15 protein-coding genes and 1 other annotated feature are annotated in these 14191 nt (G+C 39.7%); of the genes, 2 read left to right on the top strand and 13 right to left on the bottom strand.

The features are described from left to right. Nucleotides 1-136: 136 nt before the first annotated feature. From nadA to nadB, 3 genes are all read right to left on the bottom strand, one after another. Nucleotides 137-1246 (bottom strand): quinolinate synthase NadA, encoded by a 1110-nt coding sequence (nadA, locus tag U8D43_RS01665; RefSeq protein ID WP_335869220.1) that lies wholly within the window; start codon nucleotides 1244-1246, stop codon nucleotides 137-139. A gap of 398 nt (nucleotides 1247-1644) precedes the next feature. Next, complete coding sequence (gene nadC / locus U8D43_RS01660; protein WP_335869219.1) at nucleotides 1645-2526, bottom strand: carboxylating nicotinate-nucleotide diphosphorylase; 882 nt, start codon at nucleotides 2524-2526, stop codon at nucleotides 1645-1647. Further along, nucleotides 2495-4081 carry an L-aspartate oxidase gene (gene nadB, locus U8D43_RS01655; protein ID WP_335869218.1) on the bottom strand — a complete coding sequence of 529 codons (1587 nt, stop codon included), beginning with the start codon at nucleotides 4079-4081 and terminating at the stop codon, nucleotides 2495-2497. The genes nadC and nadB overlap by 32 nt, the downstream gene beginning before the upstream one ends. A gap of 122 nt (nucleotides 4082-4203) precedes the next feature. Between nadB and U8D43_RS01650 the strand changes: the two genes are divergently transcribed. Together U8D43_RS01650 and U8D43_RS01645 are read left to right on the top strand one after the other, a co-directional pair. Next, nucleotides 4204-5340 (top strand): IscS subfamily cysteine desulfurase, encoded by a 1137-nt coding sequence (locus U8D43_RS01650; protein ID WP_335869217.1) that lies wholly within the window; start codon nucleotides 4204-4206, stop codon nucleotides 5338-5340. A gap of 41 nt (nucleotides 5341-5381) precedes the next feature. Beyond that, nucleotides 5382-5915: a transcription repressor NadR gene (locus U8D43_RS01645; RefSeq protein WP_335869216.1), complete on the top strand. Its 534-nt coding sequence runs from the start codon at nucleotides 5382-5384 to the stop codon at nucleotides 5913-5915. Nucleotides 5916-6021: 106 nt separating this feature from the next. Here the strand turns inward: U8D43_RS01645 and pheA are convergent, their stop codons facing one another. The 10 genes from pheA to U8D43_RS01595 form a co-directional block, all read right to left on the bottom strand. Next, nucleotides 6022-6867 (bottom strand): prephenate dehydratase, encoded by an 846-nt coding sequence (gene pheA / locus U8D43_RS01640; RefSeq protein ID WP_442893541.1) that lies wholly within the window; start codon nucleotides 6865-6867, stop codon nucleotides 6022-6024. A gap of 11 nt (nucleotides 6868-6878) precedes the next feature. Further along, nucleotides 6879-7334, bottom strand: a complete 456-nt coding sequence (gene thrR, locus U8D43_RS01635; RefSeq protein ID WP_335869214.1) for a transcriptional regulator ThrR — start codon at nucleotides 7332-7334, stop codon at nucleotides 6879-6881. A 25-nt stretch (nucleotides 7335-7359) separates the two neighbouring features. Further along, nucleotides 7360-8646, bottom strand: a complete 1287-nt coding sequence (gene obgE, locus U8D43_RS01630) for a GTPase ObgE (RefSeq protein WP_335869213.1) — start codon at nucleotides 8644-8646, stop codon at nucleotides 7360-7362. A 42-nt stretch (nucleotides 8647-8688) separates the two neighbouring features. Next, nucleotides 8689-9231, bottom strand: a complete 543-nt coding sequence (locus U8D43_RS01625; RefSeq protein ID WP_335869212.1) for a Spo0B C-terminal domain-containing protein — start codon at nucleotides 9229-9231, stop codon at nucleotides 8689-8691. Between the two features lie 182 nt (nucleotides 9232-9413). After that, a complete protein-coding gene (gene rpmA, locus U8D43_RS01620; protein ID WP_335869211.1) occupies nucleotides 9414-9704 on the bottom strand; it encodes a 50S ribosomal protein L27 in 291 nt (96 codons plus the stop codon). A 12-nt stretch (nucleotides 9705-9716) separates the two neighbouring features. After that, nucleotides 9717-10052 carry a ribosomal-processing cysteine protease Prp gene (locus U8D43_RS01615; RefSeq protein ID WP_335869210.1) on the bottom strand — a complete coding sequence of 112 codons (336 nt, stop codon included), beginning with the start codon at nucleotides 10050-10052 and terminating at the stop codon, nucleotides 9717-9719. A gap of 7 nt (nucleotides 10053-10059) precedes the next feature. Then, nucleotides 10060-10368 carry a 50S ribosomal protein L21 gene (gene rplU / locus U8D43_RS01610; protein ID WP_335869209.1) on the bottom strand — a complete coding sequence of 103 codons (309 nt, stop codon included), beginning with the start codon at nucleotides 10366-10368 and terminating at the stop codon, nucleotides 10060-10062. Between the two features lie 13 nt (nucleotides 10369-10381). Beyond that, nucleotides 10382-10460: a sequence feature (ribosomal protein L21 leader region), on the bottom strand. Between the two features lie 54 nt (nucleotides 10461-10514). Continuing rightward, the gene (locus U8D43_RS01605) at nucleotides 10515-11993 is read right to left on the bottom strand and encodes an Rne/Rng family ribonuclease (protein WP_335869386.1); all 1479 of its coding nucleotides are present in this window, start codon (nucleotides 11991-11993) and stop codon (nucleotides 10515-10517) included. Between the two features lie 400 nt (nucleotides 11994-12393). Beyond that, nucleotides 12394-13260: a M50 family metallopeptidase gene (locus tag U8D43_RS01600; RefSeq protein WP_335869208.1), complete on the bottom strand. Its 867-nt coding sequence runs from the start codon at nucleotides 13258-13260 to the stop codon at nucleotides 12394-12396. Next, nucleotides 13253-14014: a peptidoglycan DD-metalloendopeptidase family protein gene (locus U8D43_RS01595; RefSeq protein ID WP_335869207.1), complete on the bottom strand. Its 762-nt coding sequence runs from the start codon at nucleotides 14012-14014 to the stop codon at nucleotides 13253-13255. The genes U8D43_RS01600 and U8D43_RS01595 overlap by 8 nt, the downstream gene beginning before the upstream one ends. Nucleotides 14015-14191 lie beyond the last annotated feature (177 nt).

Genomic DNA, 14191 nt, shown 5'->3' with positions numbered 1-14191 from the left:
CTTTTTCCCTCCTCAGGCATATGTCTATATATCCTATGTGTAAATAGGCAAAGTGCGATTAATCTACACAAAAACTTATGACTAAAGAAAAAAAAATATGCCTTCCCATCATTGGGAAGACAACTTCATTTTAGGACTACGCCCTTGCTAGCATTCGGTCTAGGGCAGCATTGGCAAATTTCGCTATTTCTGGATCAACAGAAATAATATTAATTGGCTCGTCAGCTACAATGCTCTCAAGCGCCCATAGCAGATGAGGAAGATCAATCCGATTCATAGTAAGACAAGGACACATATAGGGGTTTAGTGAGACAATATGTTGATCAGGATGATTGCTAATTAAACGATTCACCAAGTTCATTTCAGTCCCAATTGCCCAAGCACTTCCAGGCTTTGCATTCTCTATGCTTTCAATTATATATTTGGTTGAACCATTTTCGTCAGCAAGACTCACCACTTCACGACTACACTCTGGATGGACAATTATTTTCATGTTCGGATGATTTTTCCTTATATCTCCAACATTTTGAACAGTGAAATTCTCATGAACGGAGCAATGACCTTTCCAAAGAATCACAACTATCTCTTCTGGGTTTCCATCAAAAACTAATTCATTTTGAATCGGATCCCAAACGGCCATCTTGTCTAAAGGAATTCCAAGATCATAAGCTGTATTTCTCCCTAAATGTTGATCAGGTAAAAATAATATGCGTTCCTTTTCCTTAAGAGCCCATTTTACCATCGCATGAGCGTTTGAGGAAGTAACAGTAGCTCCTCCATTTTCACCTACAAATGCTTTAATTGCCGCGGTTGAGTTGACATAAGTGAGCGGAATGATCGTATCACCAAATTGATGTTGTAACTCTGTCCAGGCTTTCTCTGTTTGGTGAATATTGGCCATATCAGCCATCGAGCAGCCAGCCCGCATATCAGGCAAAATTACTTTTTGCTTTTTAGTTGTTAATATATCCGCTGTTTCGGCCATAAAATGCACACCACAAAAAACAATATACTCGGCCTTTGTGTTTTGTGCAGAGACTTGAGCTAATTGCAAAGAATCCCCCGCTGCATCTGAAAACTGAATAACTTCGTCTTTTTGATAATGATGTCCAGGTATAAATAGCTTTTCGCCAAGATCAGCTTTGATATTTTTCACTCTCTGTTCCATTTCTTCAACAGAAAGATTGTGGTATTTTTTAGGCAAACCAACATTTTGTTGTTCTTGTAACATTTGTAGTACACTCATTTTCCCATGCCCCCATTGATCTAGCTTCGTCGATTTATTGACGGTGATCCTTTATGAATTCGAAACCCTTTCCTGAAATATGCCTACAGGATATTTGTTTAGAAGTTTTGCGATTGCTTATTTAGTCATCTCTCAATTTAGTATTTCTGTAGCGGGTAGCAGCTATGGCTCAAATAATGCTCCACTTCGAAGGTCAGAACCTTCTACGTGTACCAACATTTGACCGTCGCTGCTGACCTGAGACTCGGGCTTTTGTCACCCCACTTCGTGAATCAGGATTCACTACGCGTTCTGACAGATGCCTGCCGTCTCAGGGCAGCCACTTCCGCTTTTCGTTGTCCAGCTACAGTGGCTTGAGACTCGGGCTTTTGTCATCCCACTTCGTGAATCAGGATTCACTACGCGTTCTGACAGATGCCTGCCGTCTCAGGGCAGCCACTTCCGCTTTTCGTTGTCACTTTGGCGCTTATGTCTAGTGATTTGTAGGAGTGGGTGAGATACCCTAAAGAGATGTAATGTACGCCTGTGTGGGCGTAGTCTTTGACATTCTCCGGAGAGATGCCACCGGAAGCTTCAGTCACAATATATTTCGGAACGTAAGAAATCCATTCTGCAATCTCTTCAGGCGTTCGATTATCAAACATAATGATATCAACTCCTGCTTCTATGGCTTCTAGCATTTGTTTTTTTGACTCAATTTCTACTTCTATTTTCACTGTATGTCCTAGCTTGTTTTTGACGATATTAACAGCATTAGTGATTCCGCCTGCGAAAGATAAATGATTATCCTTTAACATCACGCAGTCGTACAACCCAAAGCGATGGTTATAACCTCCACCACAAGTTACAGCATATTTTTCCATCATTCGTAGACCAGGTGTTGTTTTTCTTGTGTCACAAATTCTTACACCTGAGTCTTTCACTGCTTCCACTATTTGATATGTCGTAGAAGCAACGCCACTCATTCGTTGGATAAGATTAAGCACTACTCGCTCTCCCTGGAGTAAACTACCCATGGGACCTGAGATTTCAGCAAGAACATCGCCTCTATCTACTTTATCTCCGTCTTGACGTTTTACTTCAACCTCAATCTTGGAGTCAATCAACGAGAAACCCGTTTCGATAACATCTACTCCACAAAAAATGCCGGCCTCTTTTGCAATAAAATGAAATGTTCCCAGATCAGTCCGCTGAAATAATGGGTGTGAAGAAACGTCTCCTTCCCCTATATCTTCAATAAAAAATTGCTCAAGCATGGTTTTTAATTTTAAGTTGTTCATTAAAAGTCACCTTCATTTCTCCGTCCTTCATAAAATGGACAATTCGTTTTTGACACCAAGATTCTTTCTCTTCGGGAAAATCATTGCGAATATGTCCACCGCGACTTTCGGTTCGAAGAAGTGCAGATTCGGTCATAAGTTTGCCAATCAACCACATGAAATATCTTTGAATACCCTCCAAACGATGACCTGCAATCAAGTGAATGGCTTGATTCATTTTTTGTTGTTCATTTAACCAGTCTAAATGCTTTCTTAAGCTACCCGTGTCTCGAATGACTCCAACATTTTTCATCATCTTCAATCGAAATTCTTCAGAATCAAAATTCATGGTCATGAACTTTGAATGAGATGGCGGTTCTATTGAAGAGGTGAGGGAAGTTTTCTTTTGTTGTTCATTTAGATAATTTGCAAGTCTTTCACCATACACTAATCCTTCTAATAAGGAATTACTCGCAAGTCGATTCGCCCCGTGCACACCAGTACAAGCTACTTCACCGATTGCGTATAATCCTTTAATTGATGACTCCCCGACCGAGTTGACCATTATACCTCCCATTAAGAAATGGGAACCAGGCGCAACAGGTATTTTCCCTTTCTGTAGGCAAACGCCATGCTCAGTACATAATGTTGAAATGGTGGGGAATTTCTCTTGAAAGTTAGCGATTGGAGAAATATCTAGGAACACTTCATTTCCTATTGCTCGTTCTTTAAATATCTCGTGGGCAACAATATGTCTCGGAGCTAAATCTTTAAGTACATGCTGATGCTTCATAATTTTTTGGCCAAATTGATTAACTAGAAATGCACCTTCTCCTCTTACAGCTTCGGACACTAGTCCTTTTGTTTCACCACTTACAAACAAAAGTGTAGGATGAAATTGAAAAAATTCAAGGTCTGTTAGGTGGGCTCCCGCAAGATAAGCCATTGCTAATCCATCACCGGTACTATTATGATGATTGGAAGTGAACGAATAAAATCGGCCAGCCCCGCCAGTTGCAAGCACAATATGAGGAGCGTAATAAGCCGCTAGCTCTTGCTCGTTATTACAAGTCAATACACCAATACAACGATTGGTCTCTTCTTCTTGTAGCAGCGAAATAACTGCTTCATGTTCGATAATTTCTATATTGTCTGGCAATGTTTTCACTAAATGTTGAATCAAAAATTTTCCGGTTGCATCCCCACCGCTATGCACAATACGCTCAGCACTATGGGCTCCCTCCATCCCCATCGACAAATCACCATTAACTTTTCGATCAAAAGGAAATTTTTGTTGATTCAACGATTGGACAATGCTCTTACCTTCCTCTACTAGACGCTGAACCTCGACTTCATCATGATGCCATCTACCCGCGGCTAACGTATCTTTGTAATGCTTCATCACATGATCATTCGGGGATAAAGCAGCGGCAATTCCCCCTTGTGCCATCGACGAATTACTACTTTCCTTATTAGACTTTGTGATAATAATCACATGAAACTCATGATTGAGTGATTTTGCCAATTGCAAGGAAGCAATACCGCTTCCAATGATAATAACATCTGCTTTACGCATGACGATTTTTCCTCCCTGTTTTTACAGGTGTCTTGACACATATATTTACACATAATTAAACTAAAAACAAGTATTTTTTATGGTAAACTAGTATTCTGAAAATTAGAAGGAGGGTTCTCTCCATGAAATATTTCGATTTTGCTGCTACAACTCCCATCGACTCGGATGCTCTACAGGCCTATACCCAAGTCGCTAAGAACTATTTTGGGAACACAAGTAGCCTACATGATGAAGGCAGTAAAGCAAAGCAATTATTAGAAACATGTCGCCAAGAATGGGCAACTCGATTGAACATCCCTTCTGAAGGGATTCACTTTACCTCAGGTGGCACAGAAAGTAATTTAATTGGTATTATTTCCCTTGCACTCAGTCAAAAAAAACTCGGTAACCACATTATCACAACAATGGGGGAACATAACTCGATTCATTCTGCTTTCGAGTACTTAGAAAACCGAGGTTTTCAAGTAACAAAACTTCCTTTAGATCAAAATGGACAACTATCGCTGACCACATTAAAAGAGAACATTCGTGAAGACACGATTCTCCTTTCAGTACAAATCGCAAATGGTGAGATTGGCAGTTTACAACCCATTGAAGCTATTGCAGAATTAGTTCAAAAGAAAAAAATTCTTCTTCATTGTGACGCTGTTCAATCATTTGGTAAAATGAGTGCTTCACTTCAATATGTGGATAGTTTTAGCATTTCGTCTCATAAAATTTATGGACCTAAAGGTGTCGGTTTACTTTATATAAACCCTCTTCGTCACCCAACACCCCTTTTCCCAGGTCAAACTCACGAAGGTGGTCTTCGTGGAGGAACCGTAGATTTGCCAAGCATCGCAGCCTTTACCGTTGCAGGTGAAAAAATGATGCAAATAGAACAAGACAGAATTAAAGCTATTCGCCAATTATTTTTAACAGAATTAAGGAAACAAAACCTAAAGATAAGATTATATCAACATAGCAATCCAAGCAGGCAACTCCCTCATGTTGTCGGACTTGGTCTCTGTGGCCTCCAAGGGCAATGGGTCATGTTGGAGGCCAACCGAAAAGGCTTTGGCATATCTACAGGAAGCGCATGCTCCATCGGTCAACAGGACTCCTCTAAAACCATTAAGGCCATGGGTATTTCAGATGAACAGGCCAAAGAATTTATACGCATTTCATTTAGTCACTTTACGTCTGATGAAGATGTAATTGAGCTTGCTCATACCCTCAAAGAAATTGTTGATGATGCTCAGCATTTACAAAACCGTTAAACTACTATGTATCACTAGTGATCTTAAAGGAGGAATCGAGTTTGTCTGGAAAAAAAATATTAGGAGAAGAACGGAGACAACTCATTTTAACGAAACTTAAAAACGTTCAACGCCCTGTCACAGGAAGTGAATTGGCCAAATCGATGAATGTTAGCCGGCAAGTGATTGTGAGTGACATTACACTTTTAAAAGCGCGTAATGAACCCATAATTGCCACGAGTCAAGGCTATTTATTTCTTCCAAAGCGCAAAGAAAAAACGGTCGAAAAAACAGTTGCATGCCTCCATTCTCCTGATCGGACCGAAGAAGAATTAAATCTTCTTGTCGATATAGGTGTGTTGGTTCAAGATGTCAAAATAGAGCACCCCGTCTACGGGGACCTTACCGCCTCTATCCGAGTAGCCACTCGAAATGATGTGAAGGAATTTATGAAAAAAGTAAGAGAAACAAAAGCTTCCTTTTTATCTGAATTGACTGATGGCGTGCATCTTCATACGCTCGTTGCTGATAGTGACGAAACCCTTCTTCATGCTGAAGAAACTCTCCGATTACATGGATTTTTAGTTCAATCATAAAAACCCTACAAGAAAAGGGTTACGCACCTAGTGCTAGACTCAAAAACTATTGTACACTTGTATAAAAAAACCGTATGAAGCGACTAACGCTATCATACGGTTTCTTTTATAAGATAAAATACGAACTGTAACTTCCAACTACTTTCACTTTACAACCAACAGCTTCAATTTCTTGGAGAGCCCCTTGTACCAATACATTTTCAACTTCTTCCTCAATATCAATAATAAAGAAATAATCGCCTAATCGTGTTTTGAGAGGTCGGGACTCAATTTTACTCAGATTCAATTGTCGCCATGAAAACGCTGAAAGTACTTGATGTAGTGCTCCAGCACGATCTGTTGGCAAGGTAACCATAATGGTCGATTTCACTTTTGTCGGTGTCAGTGTGAGTTTTGGTACACTTTTTTCTAGTGTAATGATCAGAAAGCGTGTATGGTTGTTTTCAGAATCATGAATATTTCGCTTCACAACCTCAAGACCATACAGTTTTGCTGCAAGGTCAGTGCCAATTGCAGCCGAAGAACTAGTTGGGTTTTGACTTACCCATTCCGCTGCTGCAGAAGTAGAGGTCGTTGGCAGCAATGAGGCTCCTTTTACATTCTGATGTAAAAAATGATGACATTGTGCAAGGGCATGAGAGTGAGATAGAATTTTTTCGATTTTTTCGGAATGAACTTGGTTTGGGTGCATCAACAAATGTTGATTGATGGGTAAAACCACTTCAGCTACCACTTTCAAATCATTAGAGCGAAATAAGCTATCAATAGTGAGTGAAACAGAACCCTCTAGCGTATTTTCTAGAGGAACTATTGAGTAATCAACTTCTTTATTCATCAAAGCATCAAAACAATCAGGAATGGTAACATAATCTATTAACGAATTTTTTTCAAATACGTGAAGAGCTGCCATATTCGTAAAAGATCCTTGTGGTCCTAAATACCCTAGCTTTATCTTTTTCATTCCTATGCTCCTGACCCTAACACTTCAACTTGTTCGACAAATTCTAAACGACCTAACTTAGACAGAAGCTCCTCTAGCCCAATGGTCATACCCATCACATTTAACGACACCGTTACACTCGCTCTGCCTTGGAGCGGAATAGCTTGGTGAATCGTTAAGACGTTGCATTGATAAATCGCCAACTCACTCAATAGGTGCGACAACGCTCCTGAGCGATCTTCTAAATGAAAAAATAAGGTAATGAGTTTCTCTTTGACTACACGATGAAAAGGAAAAACAGTATCTCGATATTTATAAAACGCACTTCGACTAAGGTCAACCTTGTTTACAGCATCCCATACCGAAGTAGCTTTTCCTCGATCAATTAATTCCTTCGCTTCAAGTGTCTTCTTCATAGCCTCTGGTAATACATCCTCTCGTACAAGATAATATTTCCCATCTATCTTTTTTCTCTCCATGACTTCCCCCACCAACTACCAATTCTTATTCTATGAACTCAAATTCAAACTCTAACAATTTTACTATATCTCCATCAACTGCACCTTTCTCTCTGAGTGCTTCATCAACACCCAATGTTCGAAGCTGTCTCGCAAATCTACGTACAGATTCTTCGCGGGAGAAATCAGTCATTTTAAACACACGTTCCACAGTATACCCACTTAACACAAAGCTTCCATCTGGGTCTCGAGAAATAAGGAAGTTTTCACTGGTTTTGTCGTGCTTATAGAGAACCCGGTTAATTTCTTCTTTTTCTTCCTCAAGCAATGGAAACTCTGGTGTTGTTTCAATTAAATCTGCAATAGCAAACAACAATTCTTTTAACCCTTGTCGAGTTACCGCAGAGATGGGAAACACCGGATGTTCATTTTGCAATTTTTCTTTAAATTTCGCTAAATTTTCCTCTGAATCAGGTAGCTCCATCTTACTTGCCACAATAATCTGTGGACGTTCTGTCAGACGAAGATTGTACTCCTTCAGCTCTTCATTAATCGTCAAATAATCTTCGTAAGGATCTCTCTCCTCTACCCCAGACATATCAATCACGTGAACGATAACTCTAGTTCGTTCAACATGCCGTAAGAATTGGTGTCCAAGTCCAACGCCTTGGGAAGCACCTTCTATTAGCCCTGGAAGATCTGCCATTACGAAACTTCGACTATCTGAGGTTTCAACCATGCCCAAATTTGGGGAAATCGTCGTGAAATGATAGGCTGCTATTTTCGGTGTTGCTGAAGATACAACCGATAATAAGGTTGATTTCCCAACACTTGGGAACCCAACTAACCCAACATCGGCCAACAACTTCAGTTCCATGATAATATTTCGTTCTTGACCTGGCTCTCCTTTTTCAGAAAGCTCAGGAGCAGGATTAGCTGCAGTGGCAAAACGACAATTTCCTCGTCCGCCTCTCCCTCCTTTAACAATGATTGCCTTTTGTCCATGTTGAACCAAATCAGCAATTGTTTCTCCTGTGTCATCGTCTTTTACAATCGTACCAGGTGGGACCTTAACAACCATAGGTTCAGAATTTTTTCCGTGCTGCCCTTTTGACATTCCATGCTCTCCACGAGTCGCCTTAAAATGTCGTTGATACCGGAAATCAATCAGGGTCCGCAGGCCTTCGTCTACTTGGAAAATGACATCCGCTCCTTTTCCACCGTCACCTCCGGCTGGTCCACCCTTTGGAACGTATTTTTCCCGACGAAACGCGACCATCCCGTTACCGCCGTCTCCGCCTTTTGTATATATCTTGACTTGATCGACAAACATATGTTACCTCCTAGAGTGAGTGTTAAAAACAAACGTGGTAGTTTATGATGACTTCACGATGAATCGCAACAGAATTTCATGAGTCGTGAAGGTGTCCACAAGTAGTTGAACACCTTTCCCACCTGTATTTTGTTTTAGCCAATCACTCATTTTATTCTTATCTTTTATTATTCCTTGAAAATCCAAAATGAACCGACATTCTTCTTTTTCTAGTGAAATATCTAAATCTGCATGATTTTCTCCTAATAGCTCTACGTTCTCCTCTAATTGTTGAAAGAAAGAGCTAAACCAAGGGAAGTAATCGTCCACTTTGATCAAAGTAGACATCTCTAATTCTAACAATTCATATTCAAGTTGAATGGCATGGCTAGCCCAGTTATAAGTTAAGAGCCACTGAGTAAACTGTGGTGACTTCAGAGCTGAAAGATGAGATTGTTTTTGAGCTTCCAACACGATATTATCAATTATTTTTTTGGCTGTATTCACCCGATCTAAATCAAGGTTCCCTTTCACAAGTTGCAGTTGATTCATAAAATCATGCCTAGCATGTCTTAATGTTTCTTCTACCGTCCAATTTTGTATCATTATTGCACTCCTATACCTAATCTCTTTGTCATTAGTATAGCAGAAAATGAAACGACATGCGTTTATGAAGGACTTTCTTGAGGAAGATGCTTCTCACCTTTAAGCGTGCCATTGGTCTAGTTCCCTCTCTATATAAATAAGAAAACTCTAACCGTTACCGGTTAGAGTTCGTCTTAAGAAAATTAAGCTTCTTTCGCTACTGGATATACGCTTACTTGTTTTTTGTCACGACCAAGACGTTCGAATTTCACGACGCCGTCGATTTTTGCAAAAAGAGTATCGTCTCCACCACGACCAACGTTTGTACCAGGGTAAATTTTTGTACCGCGTTGACGGTAAAGAATTGAACCACCTGTCACTAATTGACCGTCTGCACGCTTAGCACCTAAGCGTTTAGAGATAGAGTCACGACCGTTCTTTGTTGAACCTACTCCCTTTTTAGACGCAAAAAACTGAAGATCTAATCTTAGCATATGTTCCACCTCCTATTGTTTGAAGGTTAATTTCATGTATTTCTTATAATCTCGTTCAATCGTTTCCAATGATACAACCATGCCTTTTAATAACAATTGAACTTGCTCGTCTTCTTTTTCTGAAAGGGTTTCAGGAAGTTGAAAACACAAAAATCCACCATCTGGGGATTGCTCAATTACTGGTTCTATCCCTGTTAATGCGAGAATCGCGTTAACAGATCCAAAAGCCACAGCCGATGCACCAGCACATACGATATCTTGACCATGTTCGGCAAAGTTTGCGTGTCCATCCATTGTGAAGGACTGAATTCTTCCTTCGGATGTTTGCGTTATCGCTACTCGTATCATCTCAACCTTAAGCGTTGATCTTTTCGATCACGACTTTAGTGTATGGTTGACGATGACCTTGCTTACGACGGTAGTTTTTCTTTGGCTTATATTTAAAAACAACGATCTTTTTAGCACGACCTTGCTTTTCAACTTTCGCTGTAACGGTAGCACCGTCCACTAATGGACTTCCTACTTTTACATCGTCTCCGCCTACGAATAAAACTTTGTCAAAAGTAACAGAATCTCCTTCTGCTCCGTTTAACTTTTCAATGTAGATTGCTTGACCTTCTTCTACTTTGATTTGTTTTCCGCCAGTTTCAATAATTGCGTACATACATGGCACCTCCTTATAAACTCAGACTCGCCAATCACAGGCGTTTTGCAATGCAAAAACTTATAACCTGGAATGTGCGGTTGTAGCACGGGTGCTACAATCAATAACAGTAGAATCCTATCATATTTTTAACGGTCATGTCAATACTATGATTTCAATTCATCATCTCTTTCATCACTCGACCGAATAATAGAATAGGCTGGGACATCTGACTCCACTAGGCTAAATACCACCTTTTTGCCTAGGCTTCCCTGAATACGGTGTAAATGAGCGTCCTTTTCTCCACAAAAAAACTTTTTCACTTCTTTTGTTGTTTCTACTTTTATTGTAGTCGATTCGTTGCGCTCATACTCCCAAAGCTCTCTTTCCATTCGATAAGCCACTGTCTCTGCGCTGACAATCACCCCCATACCTGTGCAAGTCGGGCAGGTCGATGTGTAAGAGTCCCCTATATCTTGACTTGTTTTCTTGCGAGTAAGCTGTAAAATCCCCAGCTCCGTGAAACCGATAATCCTAGTATGTAAAGGATCCTGAACCAGTGCTATTTTTAACGTTTTACTTATTTCACTACGTTGATTTTCATCCTTCATATCAATAAAATCAATTAAAATGATCCCACTCAAATTTCTTAGAAGAATTTGTTTAGCAATCTCCTTTGCGGCCCATTTATTCGTTTTAAAGACGGTATTTGCTAACCCATCTTTCCCTGTGAATTTCCCGGTGTTGACATCAATAATGGTCATTGCTTCTGTTTTTTCAATGATGATATACGCACCGTTTTCAAGCCAGACAATTTTCTTTAATAACTTCAAAAGATCGGACTCTATACCAAAGGTAGCGAAAATATTCTCATTTCCTTGATACCACTCATACGTGCATGAGCTCAGAAGATCCTTATTCTTCAATTTATTTAATAACATTTGATCATCACAGATTACATGAACTCCTGGATGTTTTCTTATCATTTCTATAATTGAGCGCATAAACACATCTTGTTTGTAAAGAAGAATTGGTGGTTTTTTTGTTGATAAATTTGCGACAGCCTGTTGACTTTGAGCTTTGAGAACAGTTAGTTCTTCAAGGACGAGGTCTTCCGAAACATTAAATGCACCGGTCCGAATGATCATACCTTCTTCCTCTGACTTCCAGCTCTCGGCTTTTTCTCGCCAATCCTCTCGCTCGACGTTGCTTCCTTTCTTCGACACAGCTATATACCTTCCATGAGGCATATAAACAGCTTTCTCTCCACTCCACTCCACAATCATGGAAAGCTTTGGTCCTTTCGTTTCAGTTCCATCTTTTTTTACTTGAACAATGACTTTTTCTCCTTGATGAACACATTTCCCAATCGTTAATGCCTTTTTTTCACGGTCAGATAGTGTGGACTGTACGTACGCTATCGTCTCGTCTCGATATAAAAAACCTTGCTTATTTCCGCCAAAATCAATAAAAGCTGCATTTAGTCCAGGTACTACTTTCGTAACAATTCCATAATAAATATGGCCAACAAGCGATTGCTCCTCATCTCGATTAAATCCCCAATCAAAAAGATTTCCATCCTCAATGAGGGCCCATCGCTTTTCTCTTGCTTTTGCATTAATAAGTAAATGTTGAATGATAATCACTTCTTTCAATAAGGCTGTTTTCGCAGAGTTTGTGGCTTTTCGAATCAGGTGATCATCAATGATATAGCCTTGTACCGGGCATCATTTCGTCTATTTTTGAGGGAAATTAACAGCGAAATGGAAGATTTAATCAAAAATATGATTAAATAGCCACAATGAATTCGAAAAGAGCCTTACAAATTTATATTTTTTCATTTAAGTATGTTTTCGCCGCAGCTTATTTTCCGTTAAATGGATAGGTTACTCGACATCTTTTCGACTACTTTTGAAAGGAGTTCATCGATGAATCATTTCATTAGCAACACTGGATTCGAAAAGAGCCTGAAACAAAGAAACAAGCTAGTGATTCACTAGCTTGTTTCTTTGTTTCAATCAATCTCTATACATCGATTGATTCTTATCAATAAAGATACAACAAATCCTTCGTTTTAGCCATAGTTCGTTTATCTGTAAAAAAGGCGTGAAGTAGTTCATTTTCATCTAGTTCTCCTGCCTCACGACCATTTTCCATCACAATGACTGGATGTTTATACCCTTTATAAAATCGTTGAAGAACGTGTAGAAGCGGCTCATCCGATTGTACCTTCATTGGCCTTAACCTACTCACGCTAGTTTTTTTTCCATAATAGCGCTCAAGTAAAAATTTCATATGAATGTAATACCTTTGTTTCCATTCTAACCAAAGTGAAAAATACAAAAAAGTCATCACAATCCATAAATGCAGGTGATAAGGAAATTGAAACAAAACGTAACCATGCAGAAGGACTAGTAGTCCCGTTGAGGTCAAAACACTCCATTTGTAGGCCTCCATAAACGGCATAAACGAGTGCAACACGATATTTACAAGCTTCCCACCGTCTAGCGGCCAAATCGGTAACAAGTTAAATAAAAGTATCATCCAATTATACAACTTAAAGGTTTCATAATAATACGGTGAAATCCAGCCCAGCGAATACATCCCCCATCCGAGCACAAGCAGCCACACGTGTTGAAGCGGCCCAGCAAGAACAACAAGCAACTCTTCTTTTTGACTCCGATTGCCAAATTCATCCATTTCAGCAACCCCTCCGAACGGAAGGAGAGCAATTCGTTTTATTCTCCAAGAAAAAACATGGGCGACAACCCCATGTCCTAGCTCATGAATAAACAAAATGCCTAGAACAAGAAGAACATCTATAAAATAACCTGTAGCGATAGAAATGCCAATGACAAGCCACAACAGCGGATGAATGTATACCTTTCTGAACAAATCCCCTATCCTATTCAAAGGTCATCACCTGAATCGGATCAATAAAGTCATTCTCTTGTTTTATGGCAAAATAAAATTCACCGGAGTCTTCGTTATTTTTCACCTGCCCAACAGGACTTCCAATCTCGACATAACTATATTGATCTACTTCAATATTTTCTAAATTTCCATACCAGGATTCTGACTTATCACTATGTTGAAGGATTACCATATTGCCAAACTCTTCATTTTTTCCAGCAAACAGTACAAAGCCACCTTTCAACGCTTTAACCTTTTCATTCATCCCCGTTTCGACCATGACCCCTTTTCCATTATGATCAAAATCCTCAATAATTTTTCCTGACGCAGGAACCGCATAATCTGGAGTAGTCACAGGAAGCGGACTGTTCGAGGCATCCTGTTTAGGAATAAAAGAAAGAGGCTTACCGAACTGCTCTTCATACCAAGCTGATACTGCAGCAAATTGAAATTCATTTCCCATGGTCGATTGAACATACGACCGAGCTTCTTCTAACGCAGGCGAGGAGTTTTTATATAAAATTCCAACAGACAATACCATCACAGCAGAAAGTAAAAGCTTTAATAAGAATGTTTCTTTGTTAAATAAGGGGTGAGTGGACATCGGTGGTTCCGAGACATACGATGAAAAACGTTCCCCCCCGTAGCGTTCCTCATCGGTTGGCATAAGCTCATCGTATTGAGAGGAATTTCCTGACTTACTCTTGATTTTTCTCGCTAATTGTTTACGAATTTCATCTGCACGATTACTCATCCCTCACCATTCCCTTTCACTAGTTTGTTCTAATGTATGACTTGTCCGTAATCAATATGTCAGAAAGATAGAGACAATCTCTGTCGTCAAGCAGGAATCGGTTTATAAGCGGATTATAAGCGGATTCACCTTTTTGACGTTGTGAAAGGCATACAAAAAACTAAAGGCAGCGGAAGT

Source organism: Bacillus sp. 2205SS5-2, from assembly GCF_037024155.1.
Classification (GTDB): domain Bacteria; phylum Bacillota; class Bacilli; order Bacillales; family Bacillaceae_K; genus Bacillus_CI.
The sequence above is the reverse complement of the archived record's forward strand: the minus strand, read 5'-3'. Positions and strand labels throughout refer to the sequence as shown.